This window comes from Alcanivorax sp. DP30, assembly GCF_009882945.1.
Lineage (GTDB): Bacteria > Pseudomonadota > Gammaproteobacteria > Pseudomonadales > Alcanivoracaceae > Alcanivorax.
The window spans coordinates 38,101-60,970 of record NZ_WTUY01000001.1; the positions used below are offsets into that span (position 1 = coordinate 38,101).

Annotated in this window: 20 protein-coding genes; 13 read left to right on the forward strand and 7 right to left on the reverse strand. The window is 59.2% G+C overall.

The window, feature by feature from the left end; translation table 11 throughout:
* Window positions 1-85 precede the first annotated feature (85 nt).
* The 4 genes from ssb to gspD all read left to right on the forward strand — a co-directional run bounded on the left by ssb (window position 86) and on the right by gspD (window position 4,425).
* On the forward strand, window positions 86-619 hold the full coding sequence (gene ssb, locus GQF00_RS00245; RefSeq protein WP_161316888.1) for a single-stranded DNA-binding protein: 534 nt from the start codon (window positions 86-88) through the stop codon (window positions 617-619).
* A gap of 9 nt (window positions 620-628) precedes the next feature.
* Complete coding sequence (gspN, locus tag GQF00_RS00250) at window positions 629-1,369, forward strand: type II secretion system protein N (RefSeq protein WP_161316890.1); 741 nt, start codon at window positions 629-631, stop codon at window positions 1,367-1,369.
* A 125-nt stretch (window positions 1,370-1,494) separates the two neighbouring features.
* Window positions 1,495-2,352: a type II secretion system protein N gene (locus tag GQF00_RS00255; RefSeq protein WP_370519433.1), complete on the forward strand. Its 858-nt coding sequence runs from the start codon at window positions 1,495-1,497 to the stop codon at window positions 2,350-2,352.
* A gap of 12 nt (window positions 2,353-2,364) precedes the next feature.
* A complete protein-coding gene (gene gspD / locus GQF00_RS00260) occupies window positions 2,365-4,425 on the forward strand; it encodes a type II secretion system secretin GspD (protein WP_161316894.1) in 2,061 nt (686 codons plus the stop codon).
* A 267-nt stretch (window positions 4,426-4,692) separates the two neighbouring features.
* Here gspD and GQF00_RS00265 read toward each other — a convergent pair whose 3' ends face one another.
* Window positions 4,693-5,709 (reverse strand): hypothetical protein, encoded by a 1,017-nt coding sequence (locus GQF00_RS00265; RefSeq protein ID WP_161316896.1) that lies wholly within the window; start codon window positions 5,707-5,709, stop codon window positions 4,693-4,695.
* Window positions 5,693-7,135: an adenylate/guanylate cyclase domain-containing protein gene (locus tag GQF00_RS00270; protein ID WP_237440332.1), complete on the reverse strand. Its 1,443-nt coding sequence runs from the start codon at window positions 7,133-7,135 to the stop codon at window positions 5,693-5,695. Before GQF00_RS00270 ends, GQF00_RS00265 begins: the two co-directional genes overlap by 17 nt.
* Window positions 7,136-7,363: 228 nt before the next feature.
* On the opposite strand from GQF00_RS00270, the gene GQF00_RS00275 reads away from it, so the two are divergent.
* Window positions 7,364-8,329 carry an alpha/beta fold hydrolase gene (locus GQF00_RS00275; RefSeq protein WP_161316898.1) on the forward strand — a complete coding sequence of 322 codons (966 nt, stop codon included), beginning with the start codon at window positions 7,364-7,366 and terminating at the stop codon, window positions 8,327-8,329.
* The gene (locus tag GQF00_RS00280) at window positions 8,316-8,810 is read left to right on the forward strand and encodes a nucleoside triphosphate pyrophosphohydrolase family protein (RefSeq protein ID WP_202560307.1); all 495 of its coding nucleotides are present in this window, start codon (window positions 8,316-8,318) and stop codon (window positions 8,808-8,810) included. Before GQF00_RS00275 ends, GQF00_RS00280 begins: the two co-directional genes overlap by 14 nt.
* A 139-nt stretch (window positions 8,811-8,949) precedes the next feature.
* Here GQF00_RS00280 and GQF00_RS00285 read toward each other — a convergent pair whose 3' ends face one another.
* From GQF00_RS00285 to GQF00_RS00300, 4 genes are all read right to left on the reverse strand, one after another.
* Complete coding sequence (locus GQF00_RS00285; protein ID WP_161316900.1) at window positions 8,950-9,927, reverse strand: hypothetical protein; 978 nt, start codon at window positions 9,925-9,927, stop codon at window positions 8,950-8,952.
* Entirely contained in the window at window positions 9,924-10,367 is a 444-nt protein-coding gene (locus tag GQF00_RS00290) for a hypothetical protein (protein ID WP_161316902.1), read from the reverse strand. Before GQF00_RS00290 ends, GQF00_RS00285 begins: the two co-directional genes overlap by 4 nt.
* Window positions 10,364-12,325 carry a GMC family oxidoreductase gene (locus GQF00_RS00295; protein WP_161316904.1) on the reverse strand — a complete coding sequence of 654 codons (1,962 nt, stop codon included), beginning with the start codon at window positions 12,323-12,325 and terminating at the stop codon, window positions 10,364-10,366. The genes GQF00_RS00290 and GQF00_RS00295 overlap by 4 nt, the downstream gene beginning before the upstream one ends.
* 292 nt (window positions 12,326-12,617) lie before the next feature.
* Entirely contained in the window at window positions 12,618-14,624 is a 2,007-nt protein-coding gene (locus GQF00_RS00300; protein ID WP_161316905.1) for an SDR family oxidoreductase, read from the reverse strand.
* Window positions 14,625-14,863: 239 nt separating this feature from the next.
* Between GQF00_RS00300 and GQF00_RS00305 the strand changes: the two genes are divergently transcribed.
* The 6 genes from GQF00_RS00305 to GQF00_RS00330 all read left to right on the forward strand — a co-directional run bounded on the left by GQF00_RS00305 (window position 14,864) and on the right by GQF00_RS00330 (window position 19,587).
* A complete protein-coding gene (locus GQF00_RS00305) occupies window positions 14,864-15,496 on the forward strand; it encodes a TetR family transcriptional regulator (RefSeq protein WP_161316907.1) in 633 nt (210 codons plus the stop codon).
* A gap of 117 nt (window positions 15,497-15,613) precedes the next feature.
* Window positions 15,614-15,931, forward strand: coding sequence for a hypothetical protein (locus tag GQF00_RS00310; RefSeq protein ID WP_161316909.1), 318 nt, complete (start codon window positions 15,614-15,616; stop codon window positions 15,929-15,931).
* A 123-nt stretch (window positions 15,932-16,054) separates the two neighbouring features.
* Window positions 16,055-16,732: a nitroreductase gene (locus GQF00_RS00315; protein WP_161316910.1), complete on the forward strand. Its 678-nt coding sequence runs from the start codon at window positions 16,055-16,057 to the stop codon at window positions 16,730-16,732.
* A 79-nt stretch (window positions 16,733-16,811) separates the two neighbouring features.
* Complete coding sequence (locus tag GQF00_RS00320; RefSeq protein WP_161316912.1) at window positions 16,812-17,174, forward strand: putative quinol monooxygenase; 363 nt, start codon at window positions 16,812-16,814, stop codon at window positions 17,172-17,174.
* Window positions 17,175-17,278: 104 nt separating this feature from the next.
* Window positions 17,279-18,208 (forward strand): MoxR family ATPase, encoded by a 930-nt coding sequence (locus tag GQF00_RS00325; RefSeq protein ID WP_161316914.1) that lies wholly within the window; start codon window positions 17,279-17,281, stop codon window positions 18,206-18,208.
* Window positions 18,208-19,587, forward strand: coding sequence for a VWA domain-containing protein (locus GQF00_RS00330; RefSeq protein ID WP_161316916.1), 1,380 nt, complete (start codon window positions 18,208-18,210; stop codon window positions 19,585-19,587). The genes GQF00_RS00325 and GQF00_RS00330 overlap by 1 nt, the downstream gene beginning before the upstream one ends.
* A gap of 24 nt (window positions 19,588-19,611) precedes the next feature.
* Here the strand turns inward: GQF00_RS00330 and GQF00_RS00335 are convergent, their stop codons facing one another.
* Window positions 19,612-21,987 (reverse strand): hybrid sensor histidine kinase/response regulator, encoded by a 2,376-nt coding sequence (locus tag GQF00_RS00335; RefSeq protein WP_237440335.1) that lies wholly within the window; start codon window positions 21,985-21,987, stop codon window positions 19,612-19,614.
* A gap of 241 nt (window positions 21,988-22,228) precedes the next feature.
* On the opposite strand from GQF00_RS00335, the gene GQF00_RS00340 reads away from it, so the two are divergent.
* Window positions 22,229-22,780, forward strand: a complete 552-nt coding sequence (locus GQF00_RS00340) for a porin family protein (protein ID WP_161316918.1) — start codon at window positions 22,229-22,231, stop codon at window positions 22,778-22,780.
* The last annotated feature ends 90 nt before the right edge of the window (window positions 22,781-22,870 follow it).

Below are 22,870 nucleotides of genomic sequence, written 5' to 3' on the forward strand. Positions count from 1 at the left end.
GACTGAGCCCTGCTTCGACAATGAAGCTGGGGGGCTGCCGGCCAGGCCCCCTGAATACTGACCATAAGAGTCACGGAGAGAAACAATGGCGCGCGGCGTTAACAAGGTAATTCTGATTGGCAATCTGGGTGCGGATCCGGAAACACGTTTCATGCCCAGTGGTGGTGCGGTAACCAATATTCGTCTGGCCACCAGTGAATCCTGGAAGGATAAGCAGAGCGGCCAGATGCAGGAACGCACGGAATGGCACCGGGTGGTGTTCTTCAACAAGCTTGGCGAAATTGCCGGCGAATACCTCAAGAAAGGCTCCAAGGTCTTCATCGAAGGCTCGATCCGTACCCGCAAGTGGCAGGGACAGGATGGCCAGGACCGTTACACCACGGAAATCGTGGCCAACGACATGCAGATGCTGGATGGCCGTGGTGAAGGCGGCGGTCAGGGCGGTGGCGGCTTCGCTCCCCAGGGCAATCAAGGCAACCAGGGTGGTCAGGGTAATGCCGGCGGTTACGGCAACAACGATAACTTCGGTGGCGGTGGTAATGCTCCGCAATCCAACCCGAATCAAGGCGGAAGTTTCAGTGGTCCCGCGGACGATTTTGACGACGACATTCCGTTCTAAGGCGGCCTGATGCCTCGCAAGTGGATACTGGCACTGTTGTTCGTTGTCAGTCTGACGGTGTTTCTGGTGATTCTGATGCCGGCGGCGGTGCTTATTGAGCGGGTGCCGGCCCTGCGCCCCGGTGGTGCACCGCTGGTGCTGGAGTCGCCACGGGGGCCTTGGTGGAATGCCCAGGTCAACTGGCGCTGGCAACAGCACCAGGGTGTGCTGGACTGGCAGCTGGATTGGCATGGCCTGACGCCGGGTTTGAACCTCGCGGCACGGACCACCCGTGGCGATGAGGCTCGTATCAAGGGCTGGCTGGGCGGCTCCGGCCAGCACGACTGGTCTGTGGAGCAGCTGCGTCTGGCCTTGCCGGTGGCACTGATAGCCGAGCGAATTCCCCAGGGTAATGCGGATGGCCGAGTGGATGCGACCGTCATGGCTCTGGCAGTGTCTGATGGGCAGATTGAAGAGGCTCGAGCCACGCTGCAGTACAGTGGAGGGACGGTGACCTGGGGCAATAATGGCTCCGCCACCGTGCCGGTGTTGCAGGGCAAGGTCAGCATGGACTCTGGCGTGCCGACCCTGGTGGTGACCGACCCTGACAACACTCTGCTGTTGAACGCCCGTCTGGAAGAAGGGCGTTTTAATCTGGCAGTGATGCGCGCCTGGCCGCAACTGTTGGGAGTCAGCAAGGGTGGAAACGCTGATGATGTGGTGTTCCAGATGTCGCAGCCTTTCACCTTGATCGGTGGCCGAGCCAAGTAAAGAAAAGCCTGTGATTAGTAACACGACAGAGCAATAAATTGCTTTATGCTCCTGTATCCTTTTGGGTCGGGGCATGTTTAAACCGCGCCAACGATATAGAAATAATGATAAGGAAGAGCGGGACAGTGAAGTCGCAGTTGTCAGAAATCGGGAAGTGGGGCAAGCCGGTTCGCGGGATGATCGCCGCGGTACTGGTTGTTGCGCTGGCCTGGCTGTTGGCGGAAACCGTCTGGCTTTTGATGTACGGCCCCAACCAACCGATTCCCGAATCCGAGCGAACTCGCCTGCAAGTCTCCGGTGGTAGCCAGAGTAGCAGTCTTTCCCAGCATCAGGTGGACAGCTGGCAATTGTTCGGAGAATACCAGGCGGTCGCCTCCGCCAAAGATGATGCCCCCACGGATGCTCCCGAGACCCGCCTGCGGCTTGAGTTGCTGGGGGTATTCCAAAGCCCGGTTCCTGAACTCTCTACTGCCATCATTGCCGAGAAAGGCAAGGAAGGGGCATTGTTCCATGTGGGGGACAGCATTCCCGGTAATGCCAGTCTGGAAGAGGTCTATCCGGACAGGGTGATCCTGCGCCGGGCCGGACGTCTTGAGACCCTGCGCTGGTCGGAAACCGCGCTGGGCGGGGTCAGCGAAGTGGCACAGCCGGCGCCGTCCCGTGCCCGTGATCAGGTGGTGCAACAGCAGGAAGGCGGTCCCGATGATATGGAGCGCCAGCGCCGAACGATCATCAGCCAACTGGCCCTGCGCCCGGTGGCGCAAGGCAGTAACCAGGGGTACAAGCTGGGCAAGCGGGCACCCAAGCAGCTATTGAGTCAGGTTGGCCTTGAGGCCGACGATGTAATTTTGTCCGTAAACGGCCACGGCCTGGGAACCGAAGAAGGCGATATCGCTGCGCTGGAGTCCTATAAGCAGACCCAGCAGGCCAGTATTGTGGTTCAGCGTGGCGACCAGCAATTTACCGTGAATTATCCGCCCTAGATGGTGTTAATAATGTCCATTATCAGAGCATCCGTGCTTAAAACCCTGTTGGCGGCCTGTTTGTCAGTGTTTGTACTGTCAGCCCAGGCCCAGGTTGAGGCCAGTGACGATGGCAAGAGCTGGACGGTGAATATCCGCAATGCGGACATTCAGGCGTTTATCAGCCAGATCGCGGACATGACAGGCAAGAATTTTGTGGTCGATCCCCGCGTCCGGGCCCGGGATGTGACGGTGGTGTCCACCAAGGCGTTGTCTGCCGATGAGGTTTACGAGCTGTTCCTGTCTGTGCTGCAGGTGCATGGTTATGCTGCAGTGCCTGCGGGCGACATTATCAAGATCGTGCCTAACACCACCGCCAAGCAAAGTAATCTGCCGCTGGTGGGCAAGGGACAGCTTGGCGGCGAGGAACTGGTTACCCGGGTTATTCCCGTGGAGAACTCCCCGGTAGAGGAATTGGTGCCGGTGTTGCGCCCGCTGGTGCCTCAGTATGGTCATCTGGCGGCGGTCGGTTCTGCCAATGCGTTGATCATCAGTGACCACCTGGACAATATCCGCCGGATGGAGGCGATTATTTCCAGCCTGGATAACGCGGAATCCGAGGATGTGCAGGTTATCAAGCTGGAGCATGCGTTTGCTGGCGACATGGTGAAGATGCTGGAAACCCTGACGCCGCAGACTGCTTCCCGGCGCAGCAAGGCGAAAGAAGGGGCGGTGACGGTGGTGGCCGATGAGCGCACCAATCGTCTGATTATCAAGGGCGACCGAATTACCCGAGAGCGTATGGCGCGCATGGTGCGGAGTCTGGATACTCCGGACAGTGCCAGTAGTGGCGTTCAGGTGGTTCGCTTGACTCACGGTGATGCAAAAACCCTGGCGGACATCCTCAAGAATTTTGCGGATGGTGCGTCTGCTGCCAAATCGGGCAGTGATGGCAAAGCGGCGGTGACGTCTTCCTCTGCTTCATCCGGCAAGGTTTCAATCCAGGCTGATGAGTCCCTGAATGCGCTGGTCATTCGGGCCGAGCCGGGCATGATGAAAGAGCTGCAGTCGATCATCAGTCAGCTGGATGTGCGTCGTGCGCAAATCCTGATTGAGGCTGCCATCGTGGAAGTCACCGGTGAAAATGCCAAGTCCCTGGGCTTCCAGTATGTGGGCGGCAGCGATGAATCTGGTGTGGGCGCGGTGAATTTCAATAATGCCGGCCTGAGCGTGAATTCCATCCTGCAGGCTCTGGCCACGGATGATCCCACCGGACTTTCCCTGGGCGACGGGGTGGCCGTGGGGCTGGGCGAAACGGATTCCAACGGTGATCTGAAGTGGGGGGCATTGATGCAGGCGCTGGCTTCCTCCACGGATGTAAACCTGCTCTCTACACCAAGTATTCTGACACTGGATAATGAAGAAGCCTCCATCATTGTGGGGGAGAACGTGCCGTTCGTAACAGGGCAAAGCACCAGTACGGGGTCGGGGGTTTCCAACCCGTTCACTACCATCCAGCGTGAGGATGTGGGTTTGACGCTCAAGGTGACGCCGCACGTGGCGGGGCTGTCCACCATTCGCCTTGAGCTGGAGCAGGAAAATTCCGCAGTCAAGGAGTCGTCCGGTGAAGCTGTGGATATTGTTACCACCACTCGCAAGCTGCAAAGTACGGTGCTGGCGGACGATGGCGAGACCATTGCCCTGGGTGGCCTGATCAAGGATGACATCCGCAAGGTAGTGCGCAAGGTGCCGCTGCTGGGAGATATCCCCCTGCTTGGGTTCCTGTTCCGTTCCACATCCACGTCCCGACAGAAAAGTAACCTGATGGTATTTCTCCGTCCGACCATTCTTGCCGACAACGATCGTCTGGTGGAAATGAGTCGTGAGAAGTATATGGGTATTACTGCCCTGCAGTTTGCGGTGAACCGTGACGGTGAGCTGGAGCAGGTGGTGAAGTATCCGCTGCCGGCCCAGGTGGAGAATGTCTTTGATGGCCGCAAGCCGGTGGATCAGGCATTTCGCGATGCCTATGAAGCTGATCATGTTGCCGGAGAGGAAGAGGCTGAAGCTGCGGAGGCTGAAGCAGAACAGTAATCCGTGGGGTCTTCGGCCAATAAAAAACGCGCCCTGGTGGCGCGTTTTTTTATGCGGCTTCGCCGACGGGAGCATTACACCTTTGCCAGCATCGTCTTGGATAGATCGCGCCTTGCCTGCCGCGGCAGGCAAGGCGCGCCAGACCATCCACTCCCGGTCAGGTCTCCATGTTGTTCATCAATGGTGGGCAAACGGTTCTCGGGGTGAGAGGCAGAAAGGTGCATGCGATTCAGCGTCAGGCGTGATGTATGACGCCTGACGCGTTATCTACGACTGCTGCAGGCTTTTCAGGTTGGAAAGTACCCGACGGCTGCGCTCCAGTTTCTTGTTGAGCTCTTCGTCGTTGGGGTATAGCGGCGCCAGCTGTTTCCAGATTCGGTAGGCTTCCTTGTACTGGCCGCGGGCATAAAGGGCTTCGCCAGTGTTCATTTCTTCGTTGAAGCGGCGACGAGACCATTGTTCGAGCCGGTCGCGGTGTTTGCTCAGTATCGGGTTGCCTTTGTGTCGGTCCAGAAAACGCCGGGCGGCCAGCAGGGAGTCCATGGTGCCGTTACGCTGGTAGCGGGCCATGAGTTGCTCGGCTTCGGTCTGGAGTGCCTGGTTGCGCTTGGCGCGGGCACGCTGATCCGCACTGTTGAGTACTTGCTGAGCCCTGGCCAGTTGAGGTGACGGTTCCTGATCCGGCGCCAGCTGCTGGGCGTAGCGAAGCAGGTCCCTGGCCTGGTGCCATTTCTGTTGTTCGGCGAAATATTCCCCGAGCCGGTTCAGGTCGGCCACCAGCAGTTCTCGCTCTTCATCCAGGCGTTGTTTTTCGGCCACGGCGCGGCTGTCGTGAAAATTGGCGAGGGTATCGGAGAGTCGGGCGCTTTCCAGCATGGCTTCTGCCTGCTCGGCACGGCGGTCCGCGAGCAGTTCGTTGAGCTGGCGGCCTTCAAGGATGGCCAGTGACGCAGTCAGCTCATCAATGGCGTAGGGGGCTACCACCTTGTCACGATTTTCTTCCAGCAGGCCAAAGGCATCGGCCCATTGCTGACGGCGACCATAGGCTTCCGCTTCCTGCATCAGGTGCTGGCGATATTCGTCGCTGGCCTGAAGGATGCCGGCGTACTGTTCCTGTAGCAGGGGATATTGCTTGTGGGATTCGGGGGTGGCGTCGATGACTTCGATAGCACGGGCGTAGTTCTGTTCGTTCAGTGCTGCGATGACGTCTTCTTCCGGGTTGCCGAGGCTGGCGCAGCCGCTGATCACGGAGGCGGCCAGCAGCAGGCTACTCGCCTTGTGCACGTTGTTGCTCCTCCGTATTCAGTCTGGCCAGGAATTGGGCAATGCGTTGCTCCATCAGGGTTTCCGACAGGGCGTGTACGCCGTCAATGCGGAAGGTGCCCACCGGCTCGGACTTGCCGCGGATACGCATGGCCCCGTACTCCGTGGCGCGTACCCGGGAGCCGATATTGGGATTGCCGAGCAGGGGCGAGGCGGCAATGATTTCGTTGCCCGCGGCCATGTTGGACAGCCGCGAGGCCAGGTTTACGGCATCGCCTACCACGGTGTACTGCATGCGATCCCGGGAGCCCAGATTGCCGGCCAGCATGGCCCCTGAGTTGATGCCAATGCGGAATTCCACGGTGGTTTGATTGCGGGCGCGGCGGAACTCGTTAAGCCGTTCCACCAGGCGCTGGATCATCACGGCACAGCACAGGCCGTGGAACAGATGTTCGTCATCCTTTTCCGGCACGCCAAATACGATCATGGCGCAGTCGCCCATGTATTTGTCGATGGTGCCGCGGTAGAAGCTGGTGGCGGTGGTGATGGCATCGAAGTAGACATTGAGCATGTCGGCGATGGCTTCCGGCGCCAGGGTCTCGGATAGCCGGGTAAAGCCGACGATATCGGCAAACACCACGGTGGCCTGGACATCCCTGCCACCGAGTTGCACCTGGTCCAGGTCTGCCATCATGTTGCGCGCCACGGAGGGGCTGACAAAACGCTGAAGAACCTTCTCTACCTGATCCTTTTCCAGCATGCCGTGGGCCATGGTGTTGTAGGCCTCAATCAGGCCACCGATTTCGTCGTTGCGGCGATCCTGGATGCGGTAGTTCAGGTCGCCCTTGCGCATGGCGCTGGTGGCGGCAAGCAGGTCCTGAATCGGCTGGGCCAGGCGGCGACTGATGAAGAATGCCACGATGATGGCGATCACGCTCATGATCAGGGTGGCGGTTATCATGGTGTCCTGTACGGCCTGGCGAGCGGCCATGATGGGCCGGTCCGACAGGGAAATGGCGGAGTAGCCGGCGGCGGTATCTCCCACCTTGATGGTGTAGTAATAGGTGGTGATCGGCTCCCCTTGCAGTTCCCAGCGCTTGATCTGTTCACTCAGCGGGGTGGCGGCGAGAGGCAGGATGCCGGCCTTGTCAGTCAGGTTGCCTTCCCGGTCGAACAGGGCGGCGCCGCGGACGCTTTCGCTGCGAGTCAGGTTATTGAGTTGTACCTTGAGCAGGAAGGTGTCATCGGCCAGCAGCGGCTCGCGAGCCGTATTGGCCAGTTGCTGGGCAATGGCCACGCCGAAGGTGTCCGCCTGGTCGCGCATGCGGCTGAGCTGGTTGTTGAGTAGCAGGGTGCCGAGCACGGTCATGCCGCAGAGGATCAGCAGGGAAATGGACAGCCCGAGCTTCCAGGCTACAGGGAAGTAGTCTGGGACGTAGGGCGCCAATAACTCTCCGAGGCGACTTCGAGCAGGTTGCTGTGGTTCGGCTGGTTCAGTCACGGTCCATCCCTGTTATTCCCGTAACGTGATTGGTGCAGACTTGCCTGAGGCAGGTCATGCTGTCAAATTCATGATAAGTCAGTCATGTTTCTTATGCTAACAATAGCATTTTCGTCGTGCTGGGTAAGTAGCCCTGAACAGGGATTTTTCAGCTGCTCAAATCAGGAAAAAAGTATGGCGTTTATACGAGAGCGCAAGGTGTCAGCCAATGGGCTGGACATGTTCATCGCCGAGGCTGGTGAGACTGGGCAGCCCCTGGTGTTATGTCTGCATGGTTTCCCGGAATGCTGGGCGTCCTGGCGTTACCAGCTGCCCATGCTGGCCCAGTCTGGTTACTACGCGGTGGCCCCGGATCTACGGGGCTACGGGGAGACTGGCGGTTCCGGGCAGGTGGATGGGTACCGCATGTCGATATTGGTTGAGGATGTGCATGCGCTGGTCCAGGCGCTGGGCTATGAGCGGGCGATTCTGGTGGGTCATGACTGGGGATGTGCCCTGTCCTGGCAGGTGGCCAGGCAATACCCTCAGGCTGTTGAAGCGGTGGTTGGCATGTCTGTCCCCTATGGCGGCCCGGCGCCCGAGGCGCCCACTGACGCCATGAAACGTCTGTTCGAGGATCGCTTTTTCTACATGCTCTATTTCCAGCAGCCAGCCCTGCCCGAGCAGGAGCTGGAAAAGGATGTCCGCGATTCCCTTCGCAAGATTTTCCATTCCCTGTCTGCCGACGGGATTGCCGAATACCGGGTGGGCAAGAATGACAGCGGTCTGCTCGATTCCATGAGTGCTCCGGATCAGCCGCCGCGCTGGATGCGTGAGGAGGATCTGGATTATTACACCGAGCGTTATCAGCGCAGTGGTTTTACCGGACCGGTCAACTGGTACCGGGCCATGGATCTGTCCTGGCAGGAGAGCCGGGATGACGATAACTGGCAGCTGACCATGCCGGTGTTGTTTATTGGCGGCCTGCAGGATCCTGTGTTGATGTTCAATCAGAAGGCGTTGCAGCGCATGCCGGACTATGTGCCGGATCTGCGCACTGTGTTGCTGGATCAGTGTGGCCACTGGATCCAGATGGAGCAGGCGGCGGAAGTGAATCGTGAAATCCTGGCGTTTCTGGAGGAAGTGAATGACCAAGCTTGATCCCACCAACTTTCACCGGGTGGGCGAATTCCACCGTTCCTTTTCCCTGCCGGTAGAGCCATTGCCTGTGGTGCCGGATGATCGCACCGTGCGCTTGCGTCTTGCCCTGTTGCTGGAAGAATTTCATGAACTGGCGGAAGCCACCTGTCAGTCACCGGATGCGGATCAACAGGCGTTTCTGGATACCCTGGCGCAGGCCCGCGAGCAGCTGGAACAGCTCAAGGGCTTTGAGGTTGATCTGGTGGCGGTGGCGGACGCACTTACCGATATCAACTACGTGACCTACGGCGCGGGCCATACCTTTGGTATTGACCTGGACGCGACCTGCGAGGAAGTACATCGCAGTAACATGAGCAAGCTGGGCGCGGACGGAAAGCCGGTGAAAGATGCTCGTGGCAAGGTGCTCAAGGGTCCGGACTATTCGCCGCCATCCCTGGAGCGGGTGCTGGCGGCGCAGGGAGCTAACGTCAGCGGCGAGTGACGAGTTGCGAGGCGCGGGTTTCGAGAGGCAAAACCCTTTCGAGTTTTGGCTTTTAATGTTTTCGCTACTCGCTGACTCCCGGATCGCTTGCAGGCAAGCTCCCACAACGGTTTTGCCTTTCGTACCTCGAAACTCGTTCCTATACCTGCAACTCCACCCCCGGCGGCACCTGATCGGTGAGAATCTCGAAGGCGCCGCCGTGGGCGCTGTGCAGTACCCGCTCCGGCTTGCCTTTTTGCCGGAAGGTGGCGGTGACCCTGGCCAGTTTGCTGTTGAGGCAGAACTTGTTGCCTCCTGGCGGGTTGTAGTAGGTCAGCGCCGCCACCCGATCCGGGGTGGTATCCATCTGAATCATTAGTCGGGCATCCCGGTTGCGCGTCTCCAGGCTCCACTCGAAAGGGCGGTAGTGTGCCCGGGCTTTCAGGGCGGTGCCGATGGTATTGAACAGGAAGCGCTCTCCGTCCAGGCACAGGGCGGCGATGGAAAGTTTCGGGCTGTACACCGGCCCCAGCCGGATCTGCGCAGTGGCGCATTCCAGAAACGCCTCCGGTGCATTATCGAAGCCGGCAACCTGGCCCCAGGCATAGCGATCAGTGTGCTGGCTGCCCCAGTTGTGGTTTTCGCTGCCGCGCCAGCCATCCAGATTGATGATTTCACCGTTCACGTTGAGGGTGCCGTGCAGCTGGATCATGGGACGGCTGACCAGGGATTTGGCCTTGGGTAGCGGGCGCTCGTAAAAAGAAGCTGGCAGAAACAGTAGTGACGCTTCGCCATCGTTGTAGTGAAGGTCCCACTGCAGGGTCTGGCCGCGGTGCTGGAGTTGGCCGGTCAGTTTGCCAGGCTCTATATGATTATCGCCGGCGTCTACCCGCATGGCGTCACTGGCATAGTGGCAATCGTCCAGCGGGAATTCCTGTTTGGCTGCCACGGTGCGTTGCTGTTCACCATCAAACCACATGGCCCAGACTTCCCCGAGCGCGGGGCGGTTGTCCGCTGCACGGAACAGGGTGTAACGGATCCAGAGTGCCTGGGGGCGCAGGGGATGATTGGCACGCACAAACCAGGATTCGTAATGTCCGCCCGTGGCCGGCGCCTGCAGACCGTAATAGGGAATCATGGTGTCAGGTCTCCATAGGCCCGGTCTTCGCTGACCAGTCGCAACGCCTTGAACGGGAAGGCCACCATGCTGTCGCGGTAGGCTACCTCTGCCGTGCCGATGGTCTGGCGGTCCCTGCTCAGGGTCAGCGGGCAGGTAATCAGGGAGGCAATCAGGCCGTTGCGGCCATAGTGTTTCTTGCCTTCGGCCCGCACCCGTCCCCATTTGGGGTGGTCGAAAGTCAGCCAGTAATGGGGGCCGGAAAGCTGGATGGTCAGTTCGCCTTCACAGGGAAGGGGCAGGTCGCCAAGGGTCACCGTGCCCTGAAAATAGCGTGGTGCGGTGAGGCTCAGCATCTGGGTGGTGAAGGCGCGAATATCGAAGGCAAAGTCCTGCTTTGCCTCGCCGTCCAGTTGTAACCAGCCGCTCATGCGTTCTTTCAACAATAGTCCCAGGCTCATGCGCATTCTCCTTGTTGGTGGGTGGCCAGCTGATCGTCGTTTTCGCTTAGCAAGCGCTCGGCCAGCCGGCTGGCGGCGCGGCTGGCCAGAGTCATGATGGTGACCTGGGGGTTGGCACCCAGGCTGGACGGGACGCAGGAGCCATCCATGACGGACAGCCCAGCGTAACCGAATACCTGGTGCAGGGGGTCACAGACACCCTGTTCCGGGCTGGCACCCAGTCGGGCGGTACCCAGTGGATGGTAGGCAGTGATCAGGAAGTCCGCGGGTTTGTGGCGCTGTTTCATGAAGCGGGCCAGGTCCGCCTTGCTGGTCAGCGTTGCGATATGGTGTGGGCCGGGGATCTGTACTTCCCTGGCGCCGGCATCAAGATACCAGTGGGCCAGGGTTTCGATGCCGCGCAGGAACAGGCGAAAATCCTGCCGGTTCATGCGGTAGCGGATCAGCGGCACTCCCCGGCTGGGACCACGGTAAACCCGGCCTTCGCTGGTGTCGCGGATCATGAACCCGAAGTAGGCTGTGTGCGGATAATTTTCGGTGTGCCGAATCCACTCACGGCCATAGAGATTGCTGAATAACCCATGGCCAGCCAGGGGCACGGTGCCGCCCTCGAACATCAGCCCTTCTTCAGCCAGATCCGACACCCCGAAGCCCTGGGGGATACAGCTGCTATTGCCCAGTGTCTGATCGGGGAACAGGCCGTTGACCACCCCGGCGGGATGCAGGGTCAGGTGCCGGCCCAGATGACGGTTGCGGATGCCTTGTTGTTTGAGAAATTGCGGGGTAAAGAGGGTGCCCATGGCCACCACCACATGCCGGGCCTGAATCGACAGGCGGACCGGCTGACCCTGAGATCCGGTGCCGGAAGCGGTGACGCCGGTGATGGTGTTGCCCCGGCGTCTCAGTGAGTCAGCCCGGAAGCCGCAATACAGGAAGGCGCCACGTTCCAGGGCGCGGGGAATATAGCTCACGTTGGTGGATTGTTTGGCGTCGGTGGGGCAGCCGAACTGGCACAGTCCCTGGCCGTCGCACCCTTCCGCGTTGCGCATCAGGCCGTGACGCTGCTGGAAGCCGTTGGCGGCGGCCCCCCGATCGATGATGTCGCCAATGGGGCCCACGGCGTCAGCAGACGCGCGTTGCACCTTGAGCATGGTTTCCACCTGCTGGAACCAGGGCGCCATGCTGTCCGCATCGAACGCTCCCAGCCCATCGGCCTGCCACTGATCCAGTATCGCCTGGGGGGTGCGCATGCAGGTGCCGGAATTGATGGTGGTGGTGCCGCCCACATTGCAGCCCACAGGCACGGGGATGGTGGCGTTGCCGGTGGCCACGGTGGCCCCGCTGCTGCGATAGAGTTTGGGAATGATGTCGCTGAGCTTGCCGCTGAAATCGCGGCGGTCGTAATAGTGGCCTTCTTCCAGAATGACCACGGCCAGCCCCCGGCACGCCAGTTCATAGGCGGCGGCAGCACCGCCGGCGCCGCTGCCGATAACCACCACATCGGCCTCCAGCCGCTGGTCTTCAGGGCAATCTTTGGCCGCACAGATCTGCTGTTGCCAGCGGAAGCGTTCCAGCTGGGCGGGCACCTGAACCGGCGGGCGGCAGTCGGTGGCCCGGGCGGTGTCTTCGTCGAGCAGATACAGCGCCTTGAAGGGCAGGCAAAGTACTCGCAACAACTTGCCTGATACCGGTGTGCGGCCCAGTTTTTCAATAAAGCGGCTTTGCTGCAGCGGGCTGGCCTGGCGAAACGCGCGGCCATGGGCCAGTCGGTAGCGTTGATTCAGCCAGGTCAGTCCTGCCAGCAGGGTGCGGCGCAGGCGGGCGTGGCCCGACAGTTGCTGGTCCAGGGTGGTGAGCAGTGCGTCCACATCGGCGGCAGGCAGCTTGTCCCCGGCCGGGAAAAGGGCCTGGCAGAGCGCAATGGCGACCGGGTGCTGGCGGAGTGTTGTGGTTTTCATGTGTGTCAGTATAGGGCCATGGAGCCCGCTGGCTTGACCCTGGCTACCCCTGAAAGCGGTGGCGCAGGGCAAAACGAAAAAAAACTGATATGCATCAAGGCGGGAGGGGAGTGGCTGGGAGACTATAGCTGCGGGACATGGTCCCGCTGCGTATGCTTCCGGTAGTCTCCGGAACATTTAAGGCCCCGCTTGCGGGGCCTTTTCTTTATTGATGCACTGGACGCCACCAAAAAAAGAAACCGGCGTTGCGCCGGTTTCCGTTTCCATCAATGGCGTCATACGCCAGACATTCTCACCAATGAATCCCCTTGAAGAGCCGTGAAAAGGCGGCCTGCTCGCGGCTGATTTTCTTGGGTGTGTTTTCCTTGCCGCCCAGGGCGGCAGCGGAATCCGAGAACAGCTTGTAGCCGGTGTTCATGATGGTCTCGGTGACCTTGGGAGTGAGGAAATGCATCACCTGACCCATGATCCCCAGTTGGGTGGCAATGCGCTTGGGCTGGCGCACAATGGCGTCGCAGATCATGTCCGCCGCCTGGGTCGGGCTGATGGTCGGCACATGGTTGTAGATCTTGGTGGGGGCGATCATCGGCGTGCGGACCAGTGGCATATTGATAGTGGTAAAGCGAATGCCCTCGTGGGCCAGTTCGCTGGAGGCGCAGCGGGTGAATGCATCCAGTGCCGCTTTTGACGCCACATAGGCCGAGAAGCGCGGTGCGTTGGTGAGCACCCCGATGCTGGAGATATTGATCACATGGCCGCCGCCACGCTCGATCATGCTTGGCATCAGCTGCATGATCAGTCGCAGGGCCCCGAAGTAATTCAGTTGCATGGTGCGCTCGTAATCGTGGAAACGCTCGAAGGAGTGCACTACGGAGCGACGGATGGATCGCCCGGCGTTGTTCACCAGTACATCCACATGACCATGATCGGCAATCACCTGTTGCACCAGCTGATCCACGCTGTTCAGATCGGACACGTCGCAGCTGTAGGCCTGGGCCGTGCCGCCGAGCTGGTCAATCTCGTGGAGGGTCTCGTCGAGTTTTTCCACGGTACGGGCCACCACCAGCACGGTGGCGCCGGCGCGGGCCAGCTTCAGGGCGGTGGCCTTGCCGATACCGGAAGTGGCACCGGTGACCATGACCACCTTGCCTTCCACTTTTTCGGGCAGGGTGGGCAGTGGCTGCAGTTCGTCCTTGCGTTCGCCGCGGTCCGGGTCCAGATGGTTTTCCCAGAAGTCCCACAGCTGCTGGATGTAGCCTTGCAGCTCCGGCGCATCAATGCCGCTGTCGGCCAGCGCTGCCTTGGCCCGGCGGTTGTCGTACTCGGTGGGAAAGGTGAGGAACTGCATGGCGGACGGCGGAATATCCAGGTTTTCCAGCGCCGCATTGAGCACCATCTTCGGGGTCATGGCGCTGACCCCCTTCTTGACGAAACCGGGCACCGAGTTGAACAGGCTGTTATCCAGCTTGAGCGGCCAGCGCGGGGCCTGGGCCGCCCCGGCAATCACGTCCATTATTTCGCCCAGGCTGTAGGAGCGGTCGGCGGTGAGGTGGAAGCATTGGCCGTTTCCGTCTTCCTGGTGGGCAATGTGGTCCAGCGCATCAGCGACGAAATCCACCGGGACGATGTTGAACTTGCCACCCTCGATACCGACCAGGGGCATCCAGTTGGGCAGTACATCCTTCAGTTTCTGGATGAATTTGAACAGATAGTAGGGGCCGTCGACCTTGTCCATTTCCCCGGTTTCGGAATGGCCTACCACCATGGATGGTCGGTAGATGCGCCAGGGCAGCTTGCTCTCCTGGCGCACCAGAGCTTCGGATTCATGCTTGGTGAGCAGGTAGGGATCATCCAGACCGGTGGCTTCCTCGAACATGTCTTCGCTGAAGGTGCCGTCGTAGAGGCCGGCGGCCGCAATGGAGGAAACATGGTGGAAGCAGCCCGCCTTGAGCTTTTCGGCCAGCTTGAGGGTCTGCCGGGTGCCTTCGATGTTGGTGTAGCGTTGGGAGTTTTCATCGGCCGTCAGATCGTAGATCGCGGCCAAATGAAAGAAGTGATCAATCTGGCCAGTCATGTCATCCAGGTCACGCTTGCTCACGCCCAGCAACTTTTCATTGATGTCGCCCTGGATGGCAACCAGTTGATCGGCGCTGACGCCCAGGCGGCGGCGCAGTGCATCCAGTTTGTATTCGGATCCGGAACGAACCAGTGCAAACACGCGGGCATCGTCATGCTTGAGCAGACGTGCAACCAGAAAACGACCAATGAAACCTGTGGCACCGGTAACGAAGTAGTTCATGTTTAGCCCCTTGTAGCTTCCCTGCTGCCGGAATGCGACCGGCAGTCATATGTTGTAGCGCTTTCTGATAATGCGCCGCCAATGTGGCAGGTGACAAATCTCCTTGCCTTACATTTGTAAGGTGAATTCTGGTTTAGCTAACACTTGTTTGTCAAAGATTATTTTGTAACCGCGTAGTTGTTGCCAGATGAACAGTTTTCATGGGATTATTAAGCCTAACAGTTGTTAGTGGTACGGTTATGGCAGAGACAGTGAGGCAGCGTCAGAAGCGGCAGACCCGGGAGCGAATCCTGGAGGCTGCGCGCACCTTGATGGAGGGAGGGCGCGGCCTGGACAGCCTGGGGCTGCGAGAGGTTGCGCGGGAGTGCGGGCTGGCGGCCACCTCCATCTATAACCATTTCCCCGACATGGAAGCGCTGGGGCTGGCATTGATTGACTCCTGCTGCTTCCGGCTGCGCTCTGCCATGGAGTACGAGCGGCGCAGCATGATCGAGATCGGCCCGGCCCAGGCGGTCAATGAGTTGGTGGGGCGCTTCGTCCGTTATCTCAATGATCATGGCAACGATTTTCGGTTGCTGGTACAGCAGCGCCTTGGCAGCCATGACCGTTACCGGCTGCGCATTCAGCGGGAGCTGCAGCTGCTGGTGGATGAGCTGGCGGAGGATGTTCGTCAGGCAGTGGCTGCCCGCGGCGGCGATGCTGTTCCTGCCGAACAGGAAGCAGAAGCGGCCATTGCGATCATGTTTGGGGCGGGGATATCCATGCTCGACAGCAGCGCCGCCGCTCGCAAGGTGCTGGCGGATCATGCCCGGCTCCAGCTTCAGATGTTGGTGTTAGGGGGGCGCGCCATGGCCTCAGGCGAACGGCTGTAAGCTTGGGAACTGTGATCTGTTTCATGGGTTTTGAACCATGTTTGCCCTATAAGGGGGCAGGTTTGGTGAGTGCATACTCGCAAGGATGATGGGCGCGCCACAAGTCAGGAGGTGGCAATGGCATTCGATTCAAGAGACCCCTACGATGCAGCGGCGTTGTACGACATGTGGCTCAACTGCAGCCGCTGTCCGACCACGTTTGATTTTGAGCCAGGCGGAGACATCAACCTCGATTATTACCATCGCATAGGCCAGCGTGCCCGTGCCGAGCATTGGGCTGTACTGCCTGCTCCCAGTCAGGGGGGAGAGTTGGTGTTCACGATCCTTTGTCCTGTCTGTGCTGCCCGGTTGGGGGTGGAGGGGGTTGAGGGTCGCCTGGATGGCACCGAACCGGTCATCGACCAGATTTGCGAAGCCATGCTCAAGGTTTCCTGACCAACTTTTCTCCCCTTCATGACGGTGAGCGTTCCTGTCATCGCACCGTTTCTTCTGTATCGCTAGACTGCCGGGATTGGCAATTTGCCGTCCCATCCGGTTCTACGCAGTCAGGAGTGATCCATGAACGCCGATTCCATTACCCTTGCCGATGCCCTCAGGCAGCGCCGTTCCGTGCGCGGTTTTCTGGACAAGCCAGTACCCCAGGCCGTGCTCGATGAGGTGTTCGCCCTGGCCCAGCATGCTCCTTCCAACTGCAATATCCAGCCCTGGCAGGTGTGGGTGGCCAGCGGGCAGGCCCGCGATACCCTCCGGGATCGCATGGTGGAAAAGGTCAGTCAGGGGGTTCCGTTCGAGCCGGATTACGACAGCCTTCCCCGCTTCGAAGGGGTTTATCGTGACCGACAGGTGGATTGTGCCATGGCGCTGTACGGCAGCATGGGCATTGCCCGTGAAGACCGGGAGGGCCGCCGTCAGGCAGAGCTGCGCAATTTCCAGTTGTTCGATGCGCCCCATGTGGCCTTTATTGGTATGGAGAAGGCGTTTGGCGTGACTGTGGCACTGGATGTGGGCATGTATGTCCAGTCTCTGCTGCTGACATTGAGTGCCTATGGCTTAGGTGCTTGCGCCCAGGGCAGCATGCGTTACTACCCGGCGGATGTGCGCGAAATACTGGGTATTGCGGATAGTACCGCCATCGTGCTGGGAATCAGCTTTGGCTATGAAGATCCCTCCATCGCCGCCAACAAGACCCGGGTAGGGCGGGTATCTGTGCAGGATTCTGTTCGTTTCTGCGACTGAGCTGTTGGGGGAAGGGTGCCGGCAGACGTGTGAAAAATGTGCTATCATGGTCGTTTTCCTCTAGCGGTTCCCCTCCTCCATGATCATTGTTAAAGGCACGTTCCCCATCAAGGCAGATCTCCAGCCTGAAGCGCTGGATCTGGTCCAGGATCTGGCTTGTGCGTCTCGCAAGGAGTCGGGCTGCCTGTCCTATGAGGTTTACGTGCAGGCTGATGATCCCCGGGTGATTATGGTCTGGCAGCAGTGGAGCAATCTGGACGCGTTGGAAATCCACTTCGGCTCTGATCATGTGGATGCCTTTCTGGATGCCATCCCTGACATGATTGACGGCGAGGTTCTCTCTGCCCGTTATGACGTGAGCAGTGTCGACGGGGAGCCCATTGTTGAAGACGTTCAGGACATTGCCCCGCTGGTGCTGGCGGGTAACATCACCATTCACTGATCGATTGTTCAGCATGCTTCATGCAACACGCGAGTGTCGTTTCTGACCCGTGCCTGATGCGCCTGTACTGAGGTACCCTGTGAGACCCTGGTGCAGGAGCCTTCATGAAAACCCGAATTGATTCCGTTGAAGATATCACCCGCAGTTTTGCCGAGCAGGGCTATATCTGCAGTGACCAGATTGCGCTGGCTGTTTATCTGGCTGCCCAGCTGCACAAGCCCGTGCTGGTGGAGGGGCCGCCCGGTGTGGGCAAAACCGAACTTGCCAAGGCGGCCGCTGCTTTTCTGGAAGCGCCGCTGATTCGCCTGCAGTGCTATGAAGGGCTGGATGAAAGCCGTGCACTGTACGAATGGAAGTATGGCAAGCAGCTGCTCTATACCCAGCTACTTCGCGACAAGCTGGGCGGCATGCTGGCGGATACAGATAGTCTGGACGCCAGCATGGCGCGTCTCGGGGATCTGGGTGAAGCCTTCTACAGCGAGACCTTTCTCGAGCCGCGGCCGTTGCTGCAGGCGCTGCGTAGCGAAGAGCCTGCGGTGTTGTTGATTGACGAGATCGACAAGGCGGATCAGGAGTTCGAAGCTTTCCTGCTTGAACTGTTATCGGATTTTCAGATTTCCATTCCCGAGATGGGCACCGTCACTGCCCGCCATCAGCCGCTGGTGCTGCTCACCAGTAATGACCAGCGGGAATTGTCCGATGCGCTCAAGCGGCGCTGTTTGCATCTCTATATCCCCTATCCGGAAGCGGCCCATGAGGCGGCCATCGTGGCCGCCCGTGTCCCGGAGCTGGAGTCCGAGCTGCGCGAACAGCTGGTGGCGTTCATTCAGTATCTTCGCGAACAGGAAATGAAAAAGCTGCCGGCAATTTCCGAAACCCTGGACTGGGCGCGGGCGCTGGTGTTGCTGCATGCAGACAGCCTTGATCAGGCCGTGGTGGCGGATACCTTGAACCTGGTGCTGAAGACCGAGCAGGATGTGACTCTGGCCCGGGAACTGCTGCCGGCCTGGCTTCGCAAGTTCGGTAAGCGCTGATGCTGTCACGCCGGTTGTCCGAGTTTGTGCAGGCCCTGCGCGGTGCCGGCCTGCGTATTTCGCCAGATGAGGCCACCATTGCCATGCAGGCTGTGGCGCTGGTGGGTTACGACTCCCGGCGGCGTTTTCACGATGTGCTGTCTATAAGTCTGGTCAAGGAAGAGCAGCACCGGGCGGCCTTTGAGGAAACCTTCGCCCGGTACTTCGAGGGCGAGAGGCGGCAAGCAGACAAGGCAGGAGATGAAGAGGTGGCCGCCGGCATGCCAGAGGCACTGGGACCTGGTGACGCAGAGGCATCGGGTGATGCTGATGGTGAATCGGCCAGCCCGGAACTGGATGCGCTGCTCTCGGCCAGTGCCGACCAGTTGCAGCAGCGCATGGCTGAGGCCGCCGCCGCCATGGACTTTACGCAAATGCAGGTGATTACCCAGCAGGGCCTCTACACGCGGCGGTTACTCATGAACATGGGGATGGGCGCCGTGGATGATCGGGTGCTGCAATTGTCACGCGGTGGTGCGGCTGCTGAAGCCCGGGCGGATGGGTTGCGCCAGTGGCGAGGGCAGGTGCGTGAGCAGGCGGCCAGCCTGGTGCGGCGACAATTTCTGTTGCATGGGGCGGCCCGCGGTCGGGAGCTGCGTGAACAGACCATGCGTCAGGTGGCGTTTCGGGATTTGCGTGAATTTCGCGAGGTCAAATCCCTGGTGCGCAAGATGGCGAGGCGGCTGGCCAGCGCCCACCAGCGGCGCATGAAGGTGGCCAGGCGGGGGCAGCTGGATGCCCGACGCACTCTGGGGCGGAGCATTCGTCACGATGGAGTGCCTGCCTCGTTGGTATGGCGTCGCAAGCCACCACAAAAAAGTCGAGTGATGGTGATCTGTGATGTCTCCAGTTCAGTAAGTGATGCAGCCCGGTTTCTGCTGCAGTTTTTGTACGCATTAAATGATGTGCTGCCACGGGTCCGAAGCTTCGCCTTTGCGTCCCGTTTTGATGAGATCAGCGAGGATTTCCTGCGCTTCCCTCCAGATGTGGCAGTAGCGCGGGTGCTGGACAGGTTGTCTGGCAGTGGGACGGATTACGGGGAGATGCTGGAAGGCTTTCTCCGTCTGTGTGAGGGGCCGCTGGATCGCCATACCACGGTGATCATTCTGGGTGATGCGCGCAATAACTACCTGCCGGAAAGGGCCGAGCTACTGGGCCAGATCCGGCGACGTGTAAAACAGGTCTGGTGGCTCAACCCGGAGTCGCGCAGTCAATGGAATAGTGGCGATGCAGTCATGGCCAGTTACCTGCCCCACTGTCGGGTGGCCAGACGTTGCGCCAACCTTGAAGACCTGGAGCGGGTGGTGGACGGGCTGCTGGGCAGCCTGCGTCCGGCTTGAGACAGGGGCTGGCTGTGCCGCTATTCAGGTGCCCCGCCCGGAGAGACGGATGTCCGGGTCGCGGAGAACCCGCTTCAGTGTCATCAGCAGGCGTTCACTGTTGATGGGTTTGGCCAGGTGGCCGACCATGCCGGCATCGTGGCACGCCTGAATCTTGTCCGGCACCGCATGGGCGGTGAGGGCGATAATGGGCACGCGGGGCAGGCGTCCTTCTTTCTGCAGCTTGAGAATGGCGCGCGATGTTTCGAACCCGTCCATCTCCGGCATTTCGCAATCCATCAGTATCAGGTCAAAGGACTCCGCTTCGGACAGCAATACGGCGATGGCCTCCATGCCGCTTTCCGCCACTTCAGTGGTGTAACCCAGTTTCTTGCAAAGCCCTTCCGCGACCATCAGATTGATGTGGTTGTCGTCCACAATCAGCAGCCGGCCGCCAGAGCGGGTAATATCGGTAACTTCCGGTACGGACGGGAGTTGCGTGCCGGCTTCGGTGACAGGAAGTGGTAAGCGGAACCAGAATCGCGAGCCTTCATTTCTGCGGCTGGTAACACCAATCTCTCCCCCCATTATTTCTACCAGCTGTTTGCAAATAGCCAGCCCCAGACCCGTGCCGCCGTAACGTCGGCTGGTGGAACTGTCGCCCTGCTGGAAGTGGTCGAACAGGTTGGTCAGTTGGTCGGCAGAAATGCCGATGCCGGTGTCCACCACTTCAAAAAACACATAGTCGCCATTGTCCTTGTCGCGTTGTGCGCTGAGCGTGATGCTGCCGTTGTTTGTGAATTTGACGGCATTGCTGATGAGGTTGACCAGAATCTGACGCAGCCGCACTGGATCGCCGATACAGAACTGGCCAAGTTCAGCGTCCAGTTCGTTGGTCAGGGAATTGGAGTGTACCCGTGCCTTGTGCTGAAACAGTGCCGGTACATCGTTAATCACCTCATGCAGATTGAAGCGGGTCTGTTCGATTGGCATCTTGCCGGCTTCGATGCGGGAGTAATCAAGGATGTCGTTGATCAGGTTGAGCAGGCTGTTGCCGGATTGCTCAATGATATTCAGATTGTGTTGCTGCTCATTATTGAGCGGCGAGTTTTTCAGCATGTCCACGGTGCCGATGATGCCGTTCAGCGGGGTGCGGATTTCGTGGCTCATGACGGCCAGAAATTCGCTGCGCGCGCTAAGCGCGCTGTTGAGTTCCCGGGTGCGCTCTTCGACCCGTTGTTCCAGCGCCTCATTGGCTTCGCGCTGGATACGGGCATTCTCGCTTTTCAGTACTGTCATGCGATGGGCAAGGGCGAAAGACAGTAGCACCGCTTCGAGAAAGGTGCCTAGCTGCATGATGTTCTCGATCATCCAGCTTGCGTCTATCAACTGGAAAGTCTTGAGGATGAACACCGAGGTGGCGATGGCGACAGACAGGAATGCGAGCAGGAAATACCGTGCCGGGCTGTAGCCCTGGAAGATCAGGCTCGCCGACAGTACCACCATGATGAAGGGCCATGGCAGGGCGGCTGCGCTGGTGATCTGGATGCTGTAGTGGAAGCTGAGCAGGGTGAACGGTATCGACACCAGCGCGAGAGCGGTGACCCAGCGGATTACGCGACTCATTCTTGGCAGTCGCGAACGCAGCTCCAGGAAATGCATCACGAACAGCATTGAAAAGGCCAGGGTCAGCAGGTTGAGCACTGGCAGTGAATAGTGATTCCACATCGGGAAGTCCGGCCATAGCCACTGGTAGCTGAGTCCCTCCCGGGTGAAGAGGTTAAGGCCGAAGGTGCCTAGATACAGTACATAGAGCAGGTAGCTGGGTTCGCGGATGGAAAAGAAAAGCAGCAGGTTGAACATGCACATGGCGATGATTGCGCCATAGTAGATGCCGTGAAGGAGAGAAATCTGGTTGTCCTGCTGACTGAATGCTACCGGTGTCTTGATGCTGACCGGCATTTCAATCACGTTGTCGCCCTGTGCGCGCATCAACAGATAGCTGCGGTCCTGGGGCGGGAAGCTCTGCAAACTAATCAGGTGGTAATGACGAAATTCCCGCTCGTTGAAGGGGATGCGATCGCCCATGCGTTGATGATCAATGGCATTGCCGTTGCGATCAAACAGGTAGATATCCAGATAATCCAGATGGGGGCGAGCAATACGCAGGAACCAGTAAGGGAACCGGGTATTGTTGTCCAGGGTGATCAGAAACCATTGCAGGCCATCCTGGAATCCCAGTGAGGGGTATTGGCTGTCCAGGGTTGTGCCTGCTCCTTCACGCAGTATCTGGAAGGCTGTGCTGGGAGTCAGGCGATGGTCCGGGTCGGCGAGCCACTGCATGCCGATGGCGCCCTGATACTCATGTTTGTCTTCCGTCAGGGTAAGACTGTGGCCCAGTAATGGCAGCATGAGAGCCATCACTATGAGCCCCATTGGCAAGACGCGTCCCATTATCATTCCCGATCCTGTTATTGGCAGTTATCTGGACCTGTCTGGTCTTGGGATTGATTCAATGCTAGTCACGGCTACTCTGCGAAGCCCTGAATACAGGGGGCCGGACAAGTTCTGGATCCGATTTTACAGAATTTACCGGAATAACAGGAACATTGCGCCTATCTGTGTTTCGAATTTACTGACTGAATTGGAAAAGGAGTCTCGAATGAAAGTCTGGATGCGTGGTGCACTGGTGTTGTCCTGTTCGCTTGTGGCTGGTCAGGAGGCCTGGGCGACGGGCCCGTATGTCGGGGGCAGCTATAGCCAGATTCAATACGACAATGAAGAGTTTGACACCGATACCCTGAAAATTGATGCAGCGACAGTGAATGCCGGCTTTGAAGTGACGGATTTTCTGGCGCTGGAAGCCCGCGGTGGTGTGGGCCTGAATGAGGATTCCCAGGGCATTGCTGATTTTGAGCTGGATCACCTCTACGGTGGTTATGTGAAACTGGGTGCGCCCATCAGCGACACTGTTCGCCCCTATGTGATTGGGGGTTATACCAAGGCGAAAGGTACGGTTTCCGCGGATGGTGAAGTTGCCGGCGTGACGTATTCGTTCAGCGACAGTGAAAACTTCGAGGATGAGTCCTGGGGTGCTGGTCTGGACATGAATATCACCGACACCCTGGGTGCCAACCTGGAATACATGCGCTACATCGATACCGACGAGGAAGAGATTTCCGGTATCAGCGTAGGGCTTCGCTCAGCCTTCTGATTGCACTGACAATCACAATCTTACCGATGAAAAAGGCCCGGCTACCTCAACAGGTGGCCGGGCCTTTTTTTGGGGGCGTCAGGAAGTGGG